Origin of the sequence: Blautia sp. OF03-15BH, assembly GCF_003463065.1 — a bacterium.
Lineage (GTDB): Bacteria > Bacillota > Clostridia > Lachnospirales > Lachnospiraceae > Limivivens.
In genome coordinates this window covers 36,256-56,008 of sequence record NZ_QSCM01000011.1, presented here as the reverse complement: position 1 = coordinate 56,008, position 19,753 = coordinate 36,256, and the positions used below count along the sequence as shown (strand labels likewise).

Annotated in this window: 19 protein-coding genes; 1 reads left to right on the top strand and 18 read right to left on the bottom strand. The window is 44.7% G+C overall.

Going from position 1 to position 19,753, the window contains the following annotated elements:
* Positions 1 to 140: 140 nt before the first annotated feature.
* The 18 genes from DXA57_RS12030 to DXA57_RS11945 form a co-directional block, all read right to left on the bottom strand.
* Entirely contained in the window at positions 141 to 2,570 is a 2,430-nt protein-coding gene (locus DXA57_RS12030) for a VirB4-like conjugal transfer ATPase, CD1110 family (protein WP_035394372.1), read from the bottom strand.
* A complete protein-coding gene (locus DXA57_RS12025; protein WP_035394369.1) occupies positions 2,518 to 2,922 on the bottom strand; it encodes a PrgI family protein in 405 nt (134 codons plus the stop codon). Before DXA57_RS12025 ends, DXA57_RS12030 begins: the two co-directional genes overlap by 53 nt.
* Before the next feature lie 21 nt (positions 2,923 to 2,943).
* Positions 2,944 to 3,813 (bottom strand): VirB6/TrbL-like conjugal transfer protein, CD1112 family, encoded by an 870-nt coding sequence (locus DXA57_RS12020; protein WP_015529210.1) that lies wholly within the window; start codon positions 3,811 to 3,813, stop codon positions 2,944 to 2,946.
* An 18-nt stretch (positions 3,814 to 3,831) separates the two neighbouring features.
* Positions 3,832 to 4,047, bottom strand: coding sequence for a Maff2 family protein (locus tag DXA57_RS12015; RefSeq protein WP_009906233.1), 216 nt, complete (start codon positions 4,045 to 4,047; stop codon positions 3,832 to 3,834).
* Positions 4,048 to 4,232: 185 nt separating this feature from the next.
* A complete protein-coding gene (locus DXA57_RS17320; RefSeq protein WP_179860393.1) occupies positions 4,233 to 4,403 on the bottom strand; it encodes a hypothetical protein in 171 nt (56 codons plus the stop codon).
* Complete coding sequence (locus DXA57_RS12010) at positions 4,396 to 6,186, bottom strand: VirD4-like conjugal transfer protein, CD1115 family (protein ID WP_097771237.1); 1,791 nt, start codon at positions 6,184 to 6,186, stop codon at positions 4,396 to 4,398. The genes DXA57_RS17320 and DXA57_RS12010 overlap by 8 nt, the downstream gene beginning before the upstream one ends.
* Complete coding sequence (locus tag DXA57_RS12005; protein ID WP_074430170.1) at positions 6,183 to 6,665, bottom strand: PcfB family protein; 483 nt, start codon at positions 6,663 to 6,665, stop codon at positions 6,183 to 6,185. Before DXA57_RS12005 ends, DXA57_RS12010 begins: the two co-directional genes overlap by 4 nt.
* A 93-nt stretch (positions 6,666 to 6,758) precedes the next feature.
* The gene (locus tag DXA57_RS12000; protein ID WP_004611927.1) at positions 6,759 to 6,977 is read right to left on the bottom strand and encodes a DUF5348 domain-containing protein; all 219 of its coding nucleotides are present in this window, start codon (positions 6,975 to 6,977) and stop codon (positions 6,759 to 6,761) included.
* A 24-nt stretch (positions 6,978 to 7,001) separates the two neighbouring features.
* Positions 7,002 to 7,970: a DUF6017 domain-containing protein gene (locus tag DXA57_RS17510; protein WP_243005787.1), complete on the bottom strand. Its 969-nt coding sequence runs from the start codon at positions 7,968 to 7,970 to the stop codon at positions 7,002 to 7,004.
* Positions 7,971 to 8,303: 333 nt separating this feature from the next.
* A complete protein-coding gene (locus tag DXA57_RS11985) occupies positions 8,304 to 9,917 on the bottom strand; it encodes a hypothetical protein (protein WP_117767609.1) in 1,614 nt (537 codons plus the stop codon).
* Positions 9,910 to 10,569 carry a hypothetical protein gene (locus DXA57_RS11980; RefSeq protein WP_077327348.1) on the bottom strand — a complete coding sequence of 220 codons (660 nt, stop codon included), beginning with the start codon at positions 10,567 to 10,569 and terminating at the stop codon, positions 9,910 to 9,912. The genes DXA57_RS11985 and DXA57_RS11980 overlap by 8 nt, the downstream gene beginning before the upstream one ends.
* A gap of 170 nt (positions 10,570 to 10,739) precedes the next feature.
* Positions 10,740 to 11,462: a hypothetical protein gene (locus DXA57_RS11975; protein ID WP_147345692.1), complete on the bottom strand. Its 723-nt coding sequence runs from the start codon at positions 11,460 to 11,462 to the stop codon at positions 10,740 to 10,742.
* A 20-nt stretch (positions 11,463 to 11,482) separates the two neighbouring features.
* Positions 11,483 to 11,749 (bottom strand): GIY-YIG nuclease family protein, encoded by a 267-nt coding sequence (locus DXA57_RS17830; RefSeq protein WP_077327345.1) that lies wholly within the window; start codon positions 11,747 to 11,749, stop codon positions 11,483 to 11,485.
* Positions 11,750 to 11,855: 106 nt separating this feature from the next.
* Positions 11,856 to 12,668 (bottom strand): HNH endonuclease, encoded by an 813-nt coding sequence (locus DXA57_RS11965; protein ID WP_117591688.1) that lies wholly within the window; start codon positions 12,666 to 12,668, stop codon positions 11,856 to 11,858.
* Between the two features lie 83 nt (positions 12,669 to 12,751).
* Entirely contained in the window at positions 12,752 to 13,123 is a 372-nt protein-coding gene (locus DXA57_RS11960) for a TnpV protein (RefSeq protein WP_117767607.1), read from the bottom strand.
* A gap of 31 nt (positions 13,124 to 13,154) precedes the next feature.
* Complete coding sequence (gene rlmD / locus DXA57_RS11955; RefSeq protein WP_117767606.1) at positions 13,155 to 14,870, bottom strand: 23S rRNA (uracil(1939)-C(5))-methyltransferase RlmD; 1,716 nt, start codon at positions 14,868 to 14,870, stop codon at positions 13,155 to 13,157.
* Positions 14,867 to 15,814, bottom strand: coding sequence for a 3'-5' exoribonuclease YhaM family protein (locus DXA57_RS11950; protein WP_117767605.1), 948 nt, complete (start codon positions 15,812 to 15,814; stop codon positions 14,867 to 14,869). Before DXA57_RS11950 ends, rlmD begins: the two co-directional genes overlap by 4 nt.
* A 31-nt stretch (positions 15,815 to 15,845) precedes the next feature.
* Positions 15,846 to 17,063, bottom strand: coding sequence for a S1C family serine protease (locus tag DXA57_RS11945; protein WP_117767604.1), 1,218 nt, complete (start codon positions 17,061 to 17,063; stop codon positions 15,846 to 15,848).
* Positions 17,064 to 17,344: 281 nt separating this feature from the next.
* On the opposite strand from DXA57_RS11945, the gene DXA57_RS11940 reads away from it, so the two are divergent.
* Positions 17,345 to 19,726, top strand: a complete 2,382-nt coding sequence (locus DXA57_RS11940) for an endonuclease MutS2 (RefSeq protein WP_117767603.1) — start codon at positions 17,345 to 17,347, stop codon at positions 19,724 to 19,726.
* Positions 19,727 to 19,753 lie beyond the last annotated feature (27 nt).

Genomic DNA, 19,753 nt, shown 5'->3' with positions numbered 1-19,753 from the left:
GGTAGCGGTGTCCGGCTGTGAAAAGTCGCTGTCTGCTTCCCGGCTGCTGATACGCTCGGCAGTCTGCTGTGTTTCATTGATTTCCACCGCACCGTCGCGGGTCATTTTCTGCGTGATTTTATCGCGTGGTTTTAACTGTTTCATAGGCTGCTCACTTCCTCCGGCTTCGTCGTCATAATGCGGTAAAGCTCGGTATCTTTCGGGAAATGGTCTACAAAGGGAAGCACCACATTCCCATAAAAGATAAGTCCCTCGCCTGCTTCGGTGTGGGTTACATACTTCATCTGCTGTGGGCTGATATTTAACTGCTTTGCAAGGATAGCCCGGTCGCCCTGTGCCTGATTGAGCATGAGGACAAAATCAGAGTTTTCAAAGATATTTTCCACCTCGCGGGAAGCAAGCAAGTCCTTAATGTTCTGCGTGATAGCTGTGGGTATGCCTCCCCATTTTCTAAAACGCTTCCAAATCTCCACACTGTAAGCGGCGGTCTGTTCCTCTTTTAAGAGCAAGTGAAATTCGTCCATATAGTAGCGGGTAGATTTCTTTTCTGCCCGGTTAATGGTAACGCGGTTCCATATCTGGTCTTGCACAATGAGCATACCTAACTTTTTGAGCTGCTTCCCAAGCTGCTTAATGTCAAAGCAGACAAGGCGGTTAGAAAGCTCCACATTCGTTCTGTGGTTGAATACGTTAAGACTGCCGGAAACATACAGCTCCAATGCCGCTGCAATGCGGGCAGCTTCCGGCTCCGGCTGTTTTAACAGCTCGTCGTAAAGGTCGCCCAAGATAGGCATTTTTGCCGGGTCGGGGTCAGCAAGGTAGTCCCGGTACACATTCCTTACGGCGCGGTCAATGACGGTCTTATCAACGGGCTGCAAGCCCTCCTTGCCGCCAATGACAAGCTCGCAGAGGGACAGGATAAAATCACTTTTCAGTGCAAGGGGGCTGTCGTCCTCGCTGTAATTAAGGTTCATATCCATAGGGTTCACATACTGGGGCTTGCCGTCCATGCCTTTCCCGGTCGGGGATAAGCGTATCACTTGCCCGCCAAGCCGCTTGACAAGGGCAAAATACTCGGCTTCCGGGTCGCAGATAAAAATATCATCGTCAGTAATGAGAAAGGCGTTTGTGATTTCCCGCTTTGCCGCAAAGGATTTTCCGCTGCCCGGTGTTCCCAAGATAAGCCCATTCGGGTTTTTAAGCTGCTTGCGGTCGCAGAGTATCATGTTGTTGCTTAAAGCGTTCAGCCCATAATACAGGGCAGACCCGGTCTGAAATAGCTCCTGCGTGATGAACGGGATAAAAATAGCGGTGCTTGATGTGGTAAGTCCCCGTTGTATCGGGATAAGGTTCTCCCCCAAAGGGATAGAGGACATCAGCCCCGCTTCCTGCTGATAGTCAAGACGGGTCAGGGCGCAGTTGTATTTCTGTGCAATGCCCGCCGCCGCGAAAATGTCATTTTCCAGTTTCCGCTTCGTGTCTGCCATGTTTACCACAAGGAACGTGAGAAGAAACATTCGCTCGTTGCGGCTCTGTAAATCCTGCAACAGGTTCTTTGCTTCATTTCCAAAGGTGGCAAGGTCGGACGGGATTATATCCATATCGTAACCGCTTCTAACCGCTTTTTTCTGTTCCTCAATCTTCATCTTGTCAAGGTCAGTGATTTTGCGCTTAATGGTCTTGATTGCTTCCGACTGGTCGATACTTTTAATGTGGAGATTGACAATAACGCCTGTTTCCAAGTCCAACATATCCGCTAAGATACGGTCGTTTAACTCCGGGGCAAGGATTTCAAGGAACGATACCGCCCCCGTCTTTTTCCCCATAGCAAAGTAGCGTCCCTCCCCGAACTTGAAAGAGGACGGGGCGATAAAGTCCTTTGTGGTAAGCCCCGTCGGGGTCAGCCAGTCATAAGAGAATGAGAACGGCTCGCCTGCCGGGTGGAATACCCCATGCAGCACCTTTAGGCGTTCATAGCCGGATAAGGGGTGCGCCGATACCCCAAGCACCTTAAAATTATTGAGTACGTCTGTTTCAATACGGGAAAGCCGCGCCCTTGCTGCCGCCGGATTGTCCGCTTCAATGGAAAATGTGATGTACTTATGCTTGACAAGCCCGTTGTTCCCTTTGGCAAGCTGCGATTTCAGCATATCGGAATACTCAGTGCGGATAGAGTTAAAATCGTCATTTTGCAGCGGGATATGGATTGCCAGCGCTGCCTGTTCCTGCTGTGAGCCTTGATTGATGAAAGAAAGCTGCACGTTCACGCTTGCGTCAAAGTAGTTGAGAAAATCGCACCAGTTTTCAAAAATGGCGGTCTTATCGTCTGCCTGTGCAAGCTGATAGTTGATGTCCTCAAAGGCAATGCTCTTTGAATATTTCCGCTGTGCCACTTTGCAGATACCGTCCGGGTACATGGCAAGGTAGGGAATGGTCTGCTGTGCGGTGTGGGCTTTGCCGTCCCCCTTTGCCTGCCGGATAACCGCCGCTATCTGTTTCTTTTCCGCGCGGGTCAGCTTACGCCTGTTTCCTGCGGCTTCCCGCGTCTTTTTTGTCTGTCCTTTTGACAATCGCTGATACCTCCTTTTCTAATGCCCGCTGTTTCTCCAAGAGTGCATACAGGTTTTCCGTCTGATACGGTCGCACTTTGGGGCGGGTCAATTTTGTCTGAATGATGTTCTTTACAACCACTTCAAGGGGCTGCCCATGCTTTTCATACATGGCAACCAAGAAGCAGGGAAGCATGACGACAATCATTGCCATTGCCGCAAGGCTCGTCCCTGCGCTGTCTTTGAACAAAAAGAAAAGTGGCAGTCCCATAAGAAGTGCCACTGAAAAACAAAGGATTTGCCGCTTTGTCAGATTGAAAGCGACTTTTGTTTTGACTTTGGATAAGTCTTTGGGTACAGGTACATACGCCAAGAAAAAACCTCCTTTCTGCCCTTAGTGGGCGTTGAATATAGATTTTGCCAGTGCGCCGGATTTGAACAGGGAGAAACAGAGGATAACGGTATAGGCTGCAAGGGAAAAAATCGCGCTGTGCAGGTTGTCCGCTAAGACCATTTCGCCTACCAAAACCGCATAAATGCCGACGCATATCATAATGAGGAAGCCTTGAAAACCAAGTGCAAACAGCCCCTTTAGGTAGTTGTTCCCAATCTGTCCCCATTCCCGGTTTGTCATGGTGGCAAAAGGGATAGGGGAAACGGAACAGTAGGCGTATATCTCAATCATTCTGCCGTAGAGGATAACGGTTATCAGTACGGACATGATTTTCATACAAAGGCTTACAAGGCTCGTTTCCATGACAAGTAACAGTAGTTCGGGGATTTCCATATCTTTTAGTCCCTCCTGCATGGCGGCAAGGGCTTCGGTTACGTCGATATTCGTATCGCCGCCGATTACCCCCGCCGCGCCGGACACAATATGCTGCGCCATATCAAACACCGCCATAGTAATATCAAAGGTATGTGTTACCAAGAAAACGGCAACAAAGGCTTTGAAAAACCACTTAAAGAACATGAATGTGTCAACGTCGTGCATATTGTTTTTTTCCGTTACCATGCTGATAAGCTCATAACAGAGGACATAGGTAATGACAAGCCCCGCAATGGGTACAATCACATTTTCGGACAGATTTTGTATCATGTTGAAAATGTTCGCGTTCCACCCCTGCGGGGTCTTGCCTACCTCCGCTGCAATGGTGCCTACTTTTTCGTTTACGTCCCCGAACATCGTTGACAGATTACCGTTTATCGCGCCGATAAGGATTTCCTTTATCCATTCGTTAATCGCGTCAAGTATGCTCTCCATAGGCTACCCTCCGTAAACTTATCCGAACAGACCGGAAAGAAGCGGTACAAGGATAGTGCCAATAAGGGCAACGCCGCCGCCCGCCATAAGCTGCTTAATGCCCTGTGATTTTGCACCTGGGTTGTCGTTTCCATATCCCTCTAAGAGGTTGATAACGCCCCAAATGCCTAAGCCTGCGCCCAGTGCGATAACAAGGGTCTGTAATACGTCGATAGCAGAGTTAAAAAATTCCATAAAGCTCCTTTCTGCCGCAAATGCGGCTTGCCCCATAAAAGGGCATAAAAAACGGCGGTCAGTTTTGTAACTGCCGCGGTCATAAGTCCCCGCGCTGCCTATGTGTCTGCCGCGCGGCGGTATTCAGTTGTTAGCGATAGGAATTTTTGTAGGGGCGCGTATTCTGTAAGTTATCTGTTTCTTTGTTACTGCGTCAATTCCTCCTTTCGCTGCTGCTCATACAGGGTTTCACACCGTTTTACAAACTGCCGGATAGCTGCCTGTCGCTGTTGCTCCCGTCGCTCGGCAATGAAAATAAGCCCGTTTATGGCTTCTGTGATTTTCTTATCCTGTTTCTTTCGGATACGTCTATTCATGGGCGGTGTCCTCCTGCAAATCTGCTTCGCTGATTTCGTAATAGTCAAAGGGTTCGTCCGGCTTCACAAGGGCGGGTCTGCGTCTTAAATGCTTTTCCATATCAAAAGTATTTTTCTTGTCATAGTCGGACAGGTATTTATAGTTGGGGTGTTTTGTAATGTCGTACTTATCAGAGAAGAACGGGCGCACCCCTCGTAGCTGCAAGATACATTTCCCGCCGTCCATGACTGCTATTTCATCTTCCGTCATAAGCTGCTTGCCTAACTTCTGATAGTTCAGTCCATGTGATACCTCCCGCCCCCGGTTCTCGGAAGTGTTGAAGCTGTCAATGGTTTCTTTCCCCAAGATTTCCGACATTTCTTTGAGGGTGGTTTTCTCCTTGCCGCCCAAGAACAGGGTGGTGTCGCAGTTTCCGGCTATGGTATCGGCGTTGTCCTTGTAAATGGCTTTTAGCTGCGACTGGCTCTGCAAAATGATTGAAGCGGAGATTTCCCGGCTTCGTATGGTGGCTATGAGCTTTTCAAACTTCGGTATCTGCCCGATATTTGCAAACTCGTCTAACAGACAGCGCACATGGACTGGCAGCCTGCCGCCGTATTCATCATCTGCCTTGTCGCAAAGCAGATTGAAAAGCTGCGTGTAAAGAATACTCACAACAAAGTTAAAGGTATCGTCGGTGTCGGAAATGATAACAAACAGGGCGGTCTTGCGGTCGCCTATGGTGTCAAGCTCCATTTCGTCGGTTTCCATAAGGTCGCGCAGCTCTTTAATGTCAAAGGGGGCAAGCCGCGCACCGCAGGAAATGAGGATAGAGCTTCTTGTCTTTCCCGCAGATAACAAAAATTTCTTATACTGCCGGACGGCAAAGTGTTCCGGGTCTTTTCCCTCCAACCGTTCAAACATAAGGTCAACGGGGGACTGAAATTCCGGGTCGTCCTCGCGGGCTTCCGACGCATTTATCATTTCAAGCAGCGTCGTGAAGTTCTTTTCTTCCTCCGGGGCTTCGTACCAAATGTAGCCGATAAGGGCGCAGTAAAAGAGCCGTTCCGATTTTACCCAAAAATCCTCCCCGGCTTTTTCCCCGTCCCCTTTGGTGTTGGCAATCAAAGTGTTTACCAGTTTCAAAATGTCTTTCTCGCTGCGGAGATAGGCAAAGGGATTGTATTTCATGCTTTTTTTGAAGTTAATCGTGTTCAGCACTTTTATCCGGTAGCCGCCCCGATGCAAGAGCCTCCCGCACTCGACTAAAACCGTACCTTTCGGGTCAGTTACAACGTAGCTTGAGTGCATTTGCATTAAGTTGGGCTTCACGAAAAATCTCGTCTTGCCGCTGCCGCTTCCCCCGATAACAAGGATATTTTTATTCCTTGCATACTTCGGCTGCTTTGGGCGGCTGTTCATGGTAAGCCGTTCCGTCTGTGTCAGCAGCACATTATTTTGAAATACCGGGTCGGTGTAGGGCTTAATATCTTCGGCAGTCCCCCAACGGGCAGAGCCGTATTCGATACCTTTGCGGTATTTCTTCGCGTTCTTGCCTTTTACATAGACAATCAGCCGGATAAGGACAGCCCCCACAATACCGATAAGCAAATCCATACGGGCAAGGCTCGGAAGCGGATTTGTAAAGGCAGCGGAAAAGCCGTCTGCAAGGGAAAGCACCTTGCCGGACAGGTCAGCCCCCGGCGCAAGGCGTACCGCCTGCCCGACTTTATCAAAGAGATACACAAAGAGCAGATAGGGAATGTTGGGAAGCAGCAGCTTTTTCCAGTTGATAGCATTCATCTTGCAATCCCCCTGTCTTTGTTTTTTACTTTGTCCCGCTGCGCGTTCAGAGCCGCCGCCTTTTCTTTGAGGGAAACAATCAGCTTGCGGATAGAGGGCTTTTGTTCCTGCGTCAGCTTCTTTGCGGAAAACTCCTTAAAGGCTGCGGTCAGTGCGTCCGCGTCCCGTCCCTTGAAAAACACAAGATAACGGGGCGGGGTTTCGGTGCTGTCTTTCTTTAGGGCAAAGTCAATCCCGTATTTTTTCGCCGTACTCTCAAAGGCTTTGATATTGTCCTTTGTGATTTCAATGTTGGAAACGCCCGCGTTCTGCTTCATAAGCTGCTTTAGGGTCTGCTTTCCATGCGGGATTTTCTGTCTGTCATGCTGCTTTTTCATCTGTGCAAGCAGGGCTTTCATAGCCTTTTGGAGCTGCTGTGCCGTCAGCTTCCCGGTCTTGATGTAAAGGGCTATGGTCTTTTCGTTAGTTTCCTCCTGCAATGGGTGTCCTCCTTTCGTGTTCTATGGTGGTATGCCCGCCGCCGGGAAGCGGGGCGGGCATGAAAAAAGAGCGTCCGCTTTCACGCCGCCCTGTTAAATCCGTACCCGCAGCCCGGAAAGGTCTGCCGCCCGAATACCCACAAGATACCAGTTGTCCCCGTACTCCATACGGGTCGGCTTCCATTTGCCCCGCACAAAGACCTCCATGCAGTCGCCGCAATGCAAGCCCCCGTAATAGTCGTTTACGTCAAAGCGAATGTCGTAGCGGTCAGCGGTTTCATCAAAAATCAAAGCTCCTGTTTTCTGTGTCATCATAAAATCCTCCTTTGGGTTGGTTTACAGGCTTTCGCCCTCGTTGCAGGTGTAATCGGGTATGCCCTTGCTTCTTGCCGACTGGATAGTACTCCCGCCGTACATATCGTGAGATACAAGGGACGTGTAATAGTTGCCAATCGTAGACGGGGCATTGAAAAGGGCAGCTTTCATGTACTGCTTGATGTTGCGGATTTTGGTGGTGTTTTCCTGCATACAGTCCAGTACAAAGCGGATATGTTCGCTGTTCAGTTTCATAAATTTTGCTTTTACAAGCTCTGCCGGGTGGTCGTCCCCGGCGATACGGATTGTTCTTCGTTTGGTGCAGACAGTTTCAAGAATAAGGGCAAGGATTTCCTCTATCCTGTCCCGGTCAAGGTATCTATCCTGTATCAGATAGTCGTACTCGATATTGTCCTTGATGATTTCCTCATACACGCTATATGCGTCTGTCGTTTCCTTTCGCTTCCGTTCCGGCGGCTGTGCCGCGTCCTCTAAGGGAGAGGGATTTAGGGAATGGAAAGGAATGGAATGGGTACTTGATATATCTGTATTTAATTTTTCTTTTGTTGGTAAGTTAGTCTTTAATAGTTCTTTATTTAATTGCGTTGGATTTTCCAACGTAGGTTTTTCCAACATAGGCTTTTCCAATGTTGGATTATCCAATGTTGGTTTTTCCAATGTAGGTAAATCCAACTTAGGCGGCTGCTCATAGATAACATACGTTGTACCGCGTAAGCATCCTTTCTCATCACGTTCCCTTGAACGCTGTATATATCCGGCATTTTCCAGTTCCCGTACTGCTTCCCGGATAGCGTCAATCTTTTCCCGGTTGATAAGGGACAGTCCTGCAAGGGTGTAGTCCCAATCTTCGGGAAGTGAGAGCATTTGCGACAACAAGCCCTTTGCCTTTAAGGAAAGCTCCTTGTTGCGTAAATGGTGGTTGCTCATAACGGTATAACCTTTGTTCTTTTCCACGCGGAAAACTGCCATAGCTTCGTCACTCCTTTTCGTTGGATTTGTTACGCAGTAGAAACGCGGTTTTGAGGGAAAAGGTATCAACCCTTGTCTTTCTCATTTCCACGCTCTAAGAGCCGCATAAATCAAGGCTTTGTTTGCCCTTACTGCGTAACACGAGGGCATAAAAAAAGCAGCGTTCCTGTTCTCCTGTGTAGGAGTGAGAAACGCCGCCTTATAGGTGGTGCTTATTTTATTTTTTCTTTTCGACGTGCCGCGTAAGGTGGTGCAGCGGTCTATCCGGCAGTCCGCAGGTGCTTTTTGCATATCAAGGCTCAATTCATTAAAAGTAGTAAATGAGTAGTAAAATCAATCTGCAAACCTGCGAATATGCCTGCAAATCAAGCATTTTTCAAGACAATCAACTAATTTGTCTAAAAACCTACTATTTAGTTCCTTCTCTATTGCCTCGAAGGAAAGTGGCAATACCATTTTCTTCAATTCCAGAATTGCAAATATTATATTAAGAACATTGTTCCCAATAACTGAAATAACGGTTTTCGCCAAGTTTTCCATATCGACTGTATTCTCTGCTACACCGCTTTGCTCTAATAATATAACAACATCATCTGTATCCAAAGCCGGCATGCTGTAATATGTAATACCTTTATTATCTTTCATCCAAGACGGATAACCATCATTTATAGGCTGTCCGACCAAGACAAAATAAAAATCATCCCCGATTTCCTCTGGTCTTGGCAATTGAGATAAAAATGAATTTCGTGCATCTTTTGATCTTGCAGCATGATCTAATCCATCTATAAAAAAGTAGCAAGGCCTTCCTATACATTTTGCATATTCCGGTAGGAAATGTATTACCGTTTCCCGCATTTCAGAAACAGACATAAATTGGTATATAAGTGGAAACTTTACAACAGATAATAAATTATTCTCTTCAAATTTTTTCTTAAGCTGTACGAGAATACTTCTCCACAAAATATTACCCAAATAAAAGCCTTCATCATCACTATATGAACCATCTACTTTATTTACTGGGAGATATGTGTAAAATCTAAAATCAACTATAGACTCATTCATCTGTGATAAATAACTTATAAAATTTGTTTTTCCACAGCCCGGTAATCCTTCTAAGAATATGATATGATTACTATTCTTTTTAATGTCATCTATAAAGGTCTCCCCAAACCGTTGTCGAGAAGGAAGTATCGGTTTTTCTGGACATAGTTCATATGAAGGAACATCCGGCTCGGTATAGCATAATGCTCCATATACATTTTCTCTTGTTATTTCCTGCTTCTCTCTTCTTGATGTTGCCCATATATTCAATTTAGAAAGAAGACTATTTAAGCAAAAATCTATCGCATCACTATTATCTGTTCCTAGTATTTCGCCAATCTTCACACGTATTTTTTCTTCCACATCAGCAAGACACGACTCTTTTCTAAAAGAGAAAATTTTAGTGAAACACGCCGCCTCATTTGAATCTAAATTTATCTCCAAATTTTCTCTGTACCATTCGATAGCCTTCTGCTCATTAGGCTTTGCCGAAGTATAATTATAATTATCTTGTAAGCATGGAAACACCTTGGAAATAAAGTCATCCATTGAACACTTTCCATCTGTTTCCTGCGGACCCCATTTTTTATTTGTTACAATTTGAATACCTTTAAAATTATAATTATCTTTATTATTCTTCCATTCTAAAGCCAACTCATTCAGTAAAGGCTTTTTCCCAGAAGCTAAAAAAGAATATGTGAAATTAGCATCTTCATCTGTATGTTTTACTTGAATATTTAAAATGCTTTTATCACTATAATTTACTACGACATCATCTAATGCCTGAAAATCAGTTGATTGAAGTATTACTGATTCAATTGATGTATCTTGTAGCATATTCAAGCATTCTAGTATTCCAATTTCCCATTCAAACCAATAAGGTGTACCTATTCCCGAATTATACATGTTCTCCCTCTATTCTTTTCAAAACGTAATTACATAATTGATAACAATACGTCTCAACTTCTTCTGTAGACATATTTATATGGTATCCATTCACAAGCGAATCAAATAAATAGTTTATCTCTTCGTAATAATCCTTATTATAAAATTCAACTCCAAATAATTTATTCAAGCCTCGTACCATTTGAGATAATTCTTTATAATTTACTGGAAGGACATAATCGATTTTGTCATCAATAATCTTCTTCATCAGCCTCTCATTTCCTATTATTTTTGAGGCTATATTTATAAAATCTCCACAAGTTTCAAAAACATTCCAATCACACATGAACTGCCAACGAAAAAAGAAAGGACTCCATACCTCTGCTGGTTCGATCTTTATATTATATGGCACCAATTCCTTCTTTAATTCATCCTCTATGCAATTATAAGTTCCTTCCAATATGGCTATATCATTTTTTCTCACATCAATCGGATAATAAACGCCCTTATCATCGCATATTATGTAACCAATTATTCTGTAATATTTTTCAATGACATTTATAGCATCTCTTGTAAAAAAAACAGATCCTACAACTAAATCATCATTATAATTTGAGGTGTCTAATTCCCTAAAACAATGCTTAAAATCATCAAAAACTAATATTGAATCCATATAAATTACCTTCTTTGTTGTACTTATTTATAATAAATTGCCCAGCCTGTTATAGGCTGGACATAAGTAAGTTTTTATGATAACTAAAAAACAGCTTTCAACCGATACTTCTTTGATATCTAATTAAAAGAAATTGTGTTATATCAACTTGTCACAACCATTTTTCACAATCACTTTGATTCTATTTCATACTTCTTAAAAAGTTCGGGACATTCCTTTTTATATCTCTCAGTTGGTGATAAACCACCTTCATCCGGCAACAATCCTTCTCCACTGCTAACAGAATGGGGCAAATACTTGCATTTAAAATATACTGTCGGATATGTGTAAATAATACTCATATTTCCAAACAGTTCTTTCATTAGGTAAATTTCAATAATATAAAGTGAAGCCAATGCTAATACTGCATTTTCAAATGTTGCATTTTTTATAGATTCCTTTTCGTCATGCTTTATCGAATTATATGCAAACCACCAGTCCAAGCCTTCTACTTTTACATTCTTTCCATTATCAATACGTGTCGTCTTCCAATCATGTAAAGGTGTATTAATCCAAAAAGGTGTACTTACTTCAAAATCAATAATTTTAGGGAATACTCCTAGTATTGTTTCGCTTATATCTCCTATCCTCTTGTTTTTTACTCCCTTAGCACTACATAAGGCCTTACTCATTATTTCAAATTCAGAGGCTGCTAAAACAATTATTTGTTTAAAAATATCAGAGTATACTTTTCCATGTACAAGTTCTCTTATTCCATCATGTTCTTGCAAACCATGGTCTATATAATGCTTTGTATCATCCAATCGTTCAGCAAGGGAACAAAAATAATTCCAATGCTGTATAAGTTCAATTTGCTCCATACATTCTTTTCTGCTTTCTAGTTTTGAAAGCATTCCCCCATTCTCTATGATTTCTAATTCTTGTTATATCCAAATTGTCGAGTCATTAAGAGCTCTTTCCACCAGGATTCCCTCTCTAATATCGCATCATCATCTGTTGTACTTTTATATATTTCCAAGATGCTATATCTGAAATTCTTCTGGATATATTCAAAATCCAAACTCTTCAACTCAATATTTCCACCATTTCCATTGGCTATGTAATCCTTCCATCTTCCCCAAATCATATTTTCACCTGTTGCAGAGCCAACATATTTCTTTCCATTTGAAGAATCCGTAATATAACATGTTTATTTCATCTCAATATTTTTCACGCAGGAATGTAAACTGCTCATCATTCTTTATTACTTCCAATAGCCCTTTATGACAGTTATCCATTATTATCAGTTACCACTCGTACCGTTTCCTAGGAAAACCTAATCCATGTATTCCTATTTCTTCACAAATTGAAGATAATATCTTTAATATTTCTTCCCTTGTTGAATCAAACCATATTGCCAAATCTCTGTCATAGAAACAATACATCACATCATCTTCTCCATATAATGAATATGCTCCAGTGTCTTTTGCAATTTTTAATCGTTTTCTTAGTGCAACCAACATATCACAAATTGTATTAAGCTTCTCCCGCCACTCTATATTTACAACAGACGATTTTCCGTCTGCTTTTTTTAAGATACTTCCGTCTCTGGTTCTAAGAACTCCCGTATTTAAAGCGATAATAGTATCCTCAATAGCCTTATCAAAATCTTCCATTCTTCCTTCTTGATATATTCTATCCTGAAATGCTGGACGATCAAAACATTGCACAAAGAACTTTATAAGTTCTTTATCTTCATGTTGCTCCTCTGCTGTTGCTTCTTCCAAATCAAGAACTGCCATTTGCTCTGAAATTTCCTTCCATTTTTTCAATTTAGCAATCGTATATCTATTCACATCTGAATCTATTAATTTTGAACACGACTGGCATAACCATATTCCATTTTCTGCTGATGCTCTCTCTTGAGACGTTATGTTCTCATCATACCTTGGTCCGCCTTTAGAAGCTGCTGTAATATGAGATGCAACTCCAATATTTATGATATTCTCTTTTCCTATTCCTGCTCCACGAGTTGCTTTTCTACAATTAGGATTGCTGCATTTCCATCCAACTCTATTAGCTAACAAATCCTTTGTTCTTTGTGAAAAATCATCTCTCATATAATTTTACCTCCACCTTACACTTTATCATCTTTAAATTTTCTATAATCAACGAAAAGCTCCCGAAAGAGCTTTCCATTACCTTAAATATACACTAATTCTTTTAACACAATCTCTTCTGCCCTACTACGAATACCATTTACCACTCTGACCCATTCCATCTGATCACGAACTTTCAATTCCTCCGTAATCCCCTGCTTCTCCATCATCTGACGCACCAGAATATCCATCCTTTCCTGTGCTTCATCGTCTACAACATTCAGATGTTCTGTCAATCTGTCTTCCAACATATACAGTGAATACATTGCCGGACGATGCTCTTTCAGATATGTTTTCCGCATCATTCCATATTTCCCATAATGCGGTTCTTCATCTGTACTGACAAGATTCGGATAGTAAATTCCGTCTGCGCCAAGTGTGTAGGTTCCACCCATTTTTTCAAATGTGCTTTTCATGTGTTATTCCTCCTTGAAATCAGCGATTTCCTTAGATCATCGCAAAATATTTCAGGGCAGCCTTGATAGCTTCTTCCTTCTCTTTCGGGCATTGTGGAACTCTTGCATTTTCTGATTTTGGAAGATTATAGTTTTCTCCCACTTCAATTCCACATTTGCGTTTTACCTGAGAAATATATAAACTTGAAACCTTCAAGCCAAATTCTTTCAGCACATAATCTTTGATTTCCTGATAGGTCGCTTTCGTCTCTGCACTGGTTGCATCCAGCTCATCTAAGTCTAAGTCGATCTCTATCGTGTCATCTGGTTTTTGCGCGAGCAACGAGGCAAGCCGAGATGCTTGCATCTCGATTTGCCGACTGCCGCGTTCATCGAGACAAGTACTCTTGTCTCGATGTTGGGACAAAAGTACCACCGTCTCCACATGCACAGTCTGTGGAAACATATCTGCCGGGCAGACGCGCCGGAGGGCATAGCCGTGGTCGCAGAGATAGCGAAGATCGCGTGCCAGGGTGGCGCTGTCACAGCTGACGTAAACGATCCGTTCCGGCTGCATTTTTACCATGGTGGAAAGGAGGGCTTCGTCGCAGCCTTTCCGGGGCGGATCCACTACGATGACATCTGCCTGAATGCCCTCTTTTTCATATTTTTCAGGAAGCACTTCCTCTGCTTTTCCCACATAAAATTCCGCATTGGCAAAGCCGTTTAATGCTGCGTTTCTGCGGGCGTCTTCTATGGCATCCGGGATAATTTCCACCCCATAGACCTTCTTTGCCTTCTGTGCCAGAAAGAGAGAAATGGTGCCAATCCCACAATAAAGATCCCATACGGTCTCTTCTCCGGTCAGTCCTGCATATTCCAGGGCTTTTCCATAAAGCCGCTCCGTCTGAACGGGATTTACCTGGAAAAAGGAAAGCGGTGAGATCTGGTATTTTACCTCTCCGATATAGTCCTCAATGTAAGGACGGCCCCAGAGATTGATGATTTCGCTTCCTAGGATCACATTGGTTTTTTCCCGATTTACATTGAGAGAGATACTGGTCATTCCCGGAATGGTCTTGAGGGAATCCACCAGTGCATCCCCCCCTACGATCTTACTGCCATTGATGACAAGACAGACCATGATCTCCCCCGTGCGGAATCCGCTGCGGATCAGACAATGACGTACAAGGCCTGTTCCCGTGGCTTCATCATAAGGATCCACAAAATAAGCATTCATCCAGATCAGGATCTTCCGAAGGATCGTTTCATTGACTTCTTTTCCCAGATAGCAGCTGGTGTTCTCAATGATGCTGTGGGTACGGCCGGCATAAAAACCTGTGACTGTCTTTCCGTCCCGGTTCTTTCCAAAAGGAAACTGGGCCTTGTTCCGATAATGGAAAGGCTCCTCCATGCCGATGATGGTTTCCATTGGAATCTTTTCAAATTTACCGATCCGTCTGAGATTGTTCTCTACTTTTCTGGTTTTAAAAGCCAGCTGGGCTTCATAACTCATAGCCTGGATCTGACAGCCGCCACACTGGCGGGCTACCGGACAAAGCGGAGTCACACGGTCTGCGGAAGGAGTCAAAACCTCCATCAGACGGGCAAAACCGTAAGTTTTTTTCAGTTTCATGATCTTGGCACGGATCCGGTCACCGATGACTGCATCTTTGATAAAAAATGTCATTCCGTCGTATTTTCCGATCCCGGTCCCGTCTTCACTCAGATCTTCTATTGTAACTTCGATCAAATCATCTTTTTTCAAAATTCTGTGGTCCTCCTCACATTGGAGTCTACAAAACGATTGTATCCCAGCCACTCATCTGTAGTGGCAGTCCCCATGAGGATCTCACGGAAAGTTTCCATCCGTGCATCCGTATTGTCCGCAAAATTCAGTGCTGCTGCCTCTGCCAGTGCCGGTTTCTTCGGCGAACCATACTCCAGTTCCCCGTGATGTGCCACGATACAATGTTTGAGCTCACTGGCAAGACGTTTCGGGAAATCCGGGATCCGGCGGATCCCGAGGCCAACCAGTTCCACGCCGATCACGATATGGCCTAAAAGCTGTCCGTCATCCGTATAGTCATTGGCCGGAAAAGCAGAAAGCTCTTTGGTCTTTCCGATGTCATGGAACATGGCTGCCGTGATCAGAAGATCACGGTTCAGATAATCATACTGATCCGCATAAAAATCACAGAGCTTCACTACGCTCAAGGTATGCTCCAGAAGGCCTCCCACAAAGCCATGATGTACACTTTTTGCCGCGGAATGGTTTTTAAAAAGGCGGATAAACGCTTCATTTTCCACGAAAAAGCTCTCAGCCAGCTTCAGAAGAAACGGATTTTTGATTTTTTTCATATATTTCATTAATTCCTGATACATCTCATCGATATTTTTCCGGCTCATAGGAAGATAGTCTGATGGATCATACTCTCCCTCGTCCGCACGGGTCGCCCGTTTGATAGAGAGCTGCAGGGAACCTTGAAAGCTTGTCACATCTCCCACCACATAGACGTAATCCAGAGCATCAAAGTCGCCGATTCCCGGAGAACCCGGATCCCAGATCTTGGCATCCAGTGTGCCTGTCTTATCCTGAAGAATCACATTTTCATAGGCTTTTCCGCTTTTGGTAAGGGCGGACTGTCTGGATTTACAGAGATAAATATCTCCTAACTTTTCACCTTCCCGCAGTGTTTCAATATACTTCATTCTTTTTCCTTTCTATACAACACGCTGTCTCTCAGCGTTTTGCCAGTGTGATAGTTATCTTTGTCTCTTTGTAATCATTTTTCCATTTCCGCCAGAGATTTACAGAAATGGTATCTCCCGGCTTTTTCTTCCGCAGGATATTCATATAATCCTGCACACTTTCCACGGAGCTGTCGTCAAGCGCAGTGATCACATCGGTTGGCTGAATCCCGTTTTTCATGGCAGGCGAACCCTCCTCCGTCTGCATGACAATGATGCCTTTCGGCATACCAAGCTCTTTTGCCAGAGCATCTGTCACATTTTTTCCGGTGATCCCAAGATAAGGAAGGGTAGTCTTATTTGCAAGAGCATTGACCAGATTTCCGATCTCCAGAATCTCCACTCCATTTAAAGTAGAAGAATCTCCTTCTTTTATATCAGGACCCAGAACACCTATGATCTGTCCTTCCAGATTGATAAGGACACCGCCGTCTTCATTTTTTCCGATGATATCCGTATTGATCCGCCGATAACTGCCATCACAGAGAGAAAGATAGGGCTGTGACGTTACCATGCCAAAAGAAACATAGCCGACACTCAGGGCTATGATGGGATCCCCGATCTTCGTTTCTCCGGAATCCACAAAATTTGCCGCTTCCACATAAGCAGTCGTTTCTTCACTGAGGTCTTTGGAAAAAACCTTCACCACAGCCAAATCGGAAATCTCATCCGAATCCTGGATCCAGCCATCCGCCAGAGTTCCATCTTCAAAGGTAACCTTGATGCTGTCTGTATCGTCAATGGTATCCTTCTCTGTGAGGATCAGAAGGTCCTTGTCTGTCTTACTGATAATGACACCTGCCACACTGCGGCTGCTCTCTCTGATGTCGTTAAAAAGATCCAGTTCACTGGTGACTCCCGTAAGCGTAACAATGGATTTTTTTGTTTCATCTGCGGCGGCCGCCATTTTTATATAAACTTGCTCATAATTACTGAGATCCTCTTCCCGGGCCGCTGTTTCCGTCACTTTTTCTGCAGCGGCAGTCTCTCTTTCTGTTTCACTGCTAACAACGACCATTTTATCCTTTTCCTTTCTATATTGCAATGCCAAAGGCTGAACAAACGCAAAAGTTCCTCCGGCAGAAACACCTAAAAGCACAATGGCTACAGTTCCCCGCACGGTCCGCTGAAAGCATTTTCGCCTGTAGAAAGGTTTTTTTCTAATCTGTTCCTGGATAAAAACATCTTTTTTCTTTTCATCTTCTGACATATTTACAAGTCCTCCGTCAAAAGTCAGCGCACATTTCGTAAATAGTTTACCAGAAAGATATGAACATTTTATGAATTTGTTCTTTGCAATCCGGGGAATATAGGATAGAATGAAGATAACTTCCTGTTATTTTTTTTGTAACTATTCAGAACCTGGCAGATTTCCGGCAGGAATTGTAAGCATCCTTGCATGAATGAACACTTTTTGCCGAAAATCTATTTGGCGGACAGCCGTTGAGATGGATTTTGAATCGTTACCAGTTTTCAGAATGGAGATTTATCATGAACGAAAAAGCATTACGAACCCTGGAATATACAAAGATCATCGACCGGCTCACAGAACTGGCCGGCTCTTCCATTGGAAAAGAGCTCTGCCGGAATTTAAAGCCGTCTTCCGATATTACGGAGATTGAAGCAGCCCAGAAACAGACCTCTGATGCCTTAAGCCGCATCTATCAGCGGGGAAGCATCTCTTTTTCCGGCGTCCAGGATGTCCGCGGCTCTCTGAAGCGCCTGGAGATTGGCGGATCCTTAAGCACACTGGAACTTCTTCGGATTGCGAAGCTTCTGGAGACTACCTCACGGGTGAAATCTTTTGGCCGGCTGGAGAATTCCGACCGTGAAAAAGATTCCCTGGATGATATGTTTGACAATCTTCAGCCGCTGTCCGGTCTCTACAATGAGATCTACCGCTGTATCCTGTCCGAAGATGAAATCGCAGCTGATGCAAGCCCGGCTCTTTCCAGGATCCGCCGCTCCATCCGCCAGACCAACGACCGCGTCCACACACAGCTGGCCTCTCTGGTCAACGGTTCCTCGAGAAGCTATCTTCAGGATGCCGTGATCACTATGAGAAACGGCCGCTACTGCGTTCCGGTCAAAGCAGAATACAAAGGTCAGGTACCAGGCATGATCCATGACCAGTCCTCTACCGGCTCTACTCTTTTCATTGAGCCCATGGCCATTGTCAAACTCAACAATGAGCTGCGGGAACTGGAGCTTCAGGAACAGAAAGCCATTGAAGCGGTCCTTGCAGAGCTCAGCAACGCTGCTGCCGCAGAAAATGAAAATATCGCAGACAACTTCCGGATCCTGACCCGCCTGGATTTCATTTTCGCCCGGGCCATGCTGAGTAAATCCTATAATGGAACGGAACCCGTTTTTAATGAGAAAGGCCATATCAACATCAAAAAAGGCCGCCACCCTCTGCTGGATAAAAAGAATGTGGTTCCCATTGATATCTGGATGGGAAAAGACTTCCGGCTGCTGGTCATCACTGGTCCCAATACCGGTGGTAAGACCGTTTCCTTAAAAACCGTCGGCCTCTTCACACTTATGGGACAGGCCGGTCTTCACATCCCTGCTTTTGACCATTCCGAGCTCTCTGTTTTTGATGAGGTCTTTGCTGATATCGGAGATGAACAGAGCATTGAGCAGTCCTTGAGTACCTTCTCTTCCCATATGACACATACTGTGTCTATCCTGAAGGAAGCGACAGACCGTTCTCTGGTGCTTTTTGATGAGCTCGGCGCCGGTACCGACCCTACAGAGGGAGCGGCTCTTGCCATTGCCATTTTAAACGAGCTTCACAGCCGGGGAACCTGTACTATGGCTACCACCCATTACAGTGAGTTAAAAGTCTTTGCTCTCACCACTCCCGGTGTGGAAAACGGCTGCTGTGAATTCAGCCTGGAGACCTTACGTCCCACGTACCGCCTCCTCATCGGCGTTCCCGGAAAGAGTAATGCCTTTGCCATCTCCGGAAAACTCGGTCTGCCGGAGCATATCATCGAGGATGCAAAGAGCCGGATCAGTGAACAGGATGAAAGCTTTGAGGATCTTTTAAGCGATCTGGAACACAGCCGGATCACCATTGAAAAAGAACAGGAAGAGCTGGCCCGTTACAAAGCCGAAGCAGCTTCCCTCAAGGCCCAGCTGGAGCAGAAACAGGAACGTCTGGATTCTTCCAGAGAGCGGATCCTCGCCGAAGCCAATGAAAAAGCCCATGCCATCCTGCGGGAAGCCAAAGAATATGCAGATGAAACGATCAAGAATTTCAATAAATACGGCAAAGCCGCCGGCGTTTCCATCAGCGACATGGAACGGGAACGGACCCGTCTCCGCGAAAAAATGAATGCCACAGAGAAAAACATGGCGAAAAAAGCTCCTGCCAAAGCGAAAAAGACCATCAATCCCAAAGAACTCCGTGTGGGTGACAGTGTAAAAGTCCTGAGCCTGAACCTCAAAGGAACCGTCAGCACCCTGCCGGATGCCAAAGGAAATCTTTTCGTACAGATGGGTATTCTCCGGTCACAGGTCAATCTGCGTGATCTGGAACGCATTGACGAACCGGTGATCACAGCCCCCAGCTTCAACCGTACCGGAAGCGGAAAGATTAAAATGTCCAAGTCTGCTTCTGTCGGCATTGAGCTGAATCTCCTCGGAAAAACCTCAGACGAAGCCGTTTCCGAACTGGATAAATATCTGGATGACGCTTATATTGCCCACCTTCCCTCTGTCCGCATTGTTCACGGGAAAGGAACCGGTGCGCTCAGAAAAGCCGTACACAACTACCTGCGCCGCTGCAAGATTGTGGAGGAATATCATCTGGGTGAGTTCGGCGAGGGAGACGCAGGCGTTACCATCGTAACCTTTAAAAAATAGTAACTGTTCAGGAAAGCGAGGCACAAA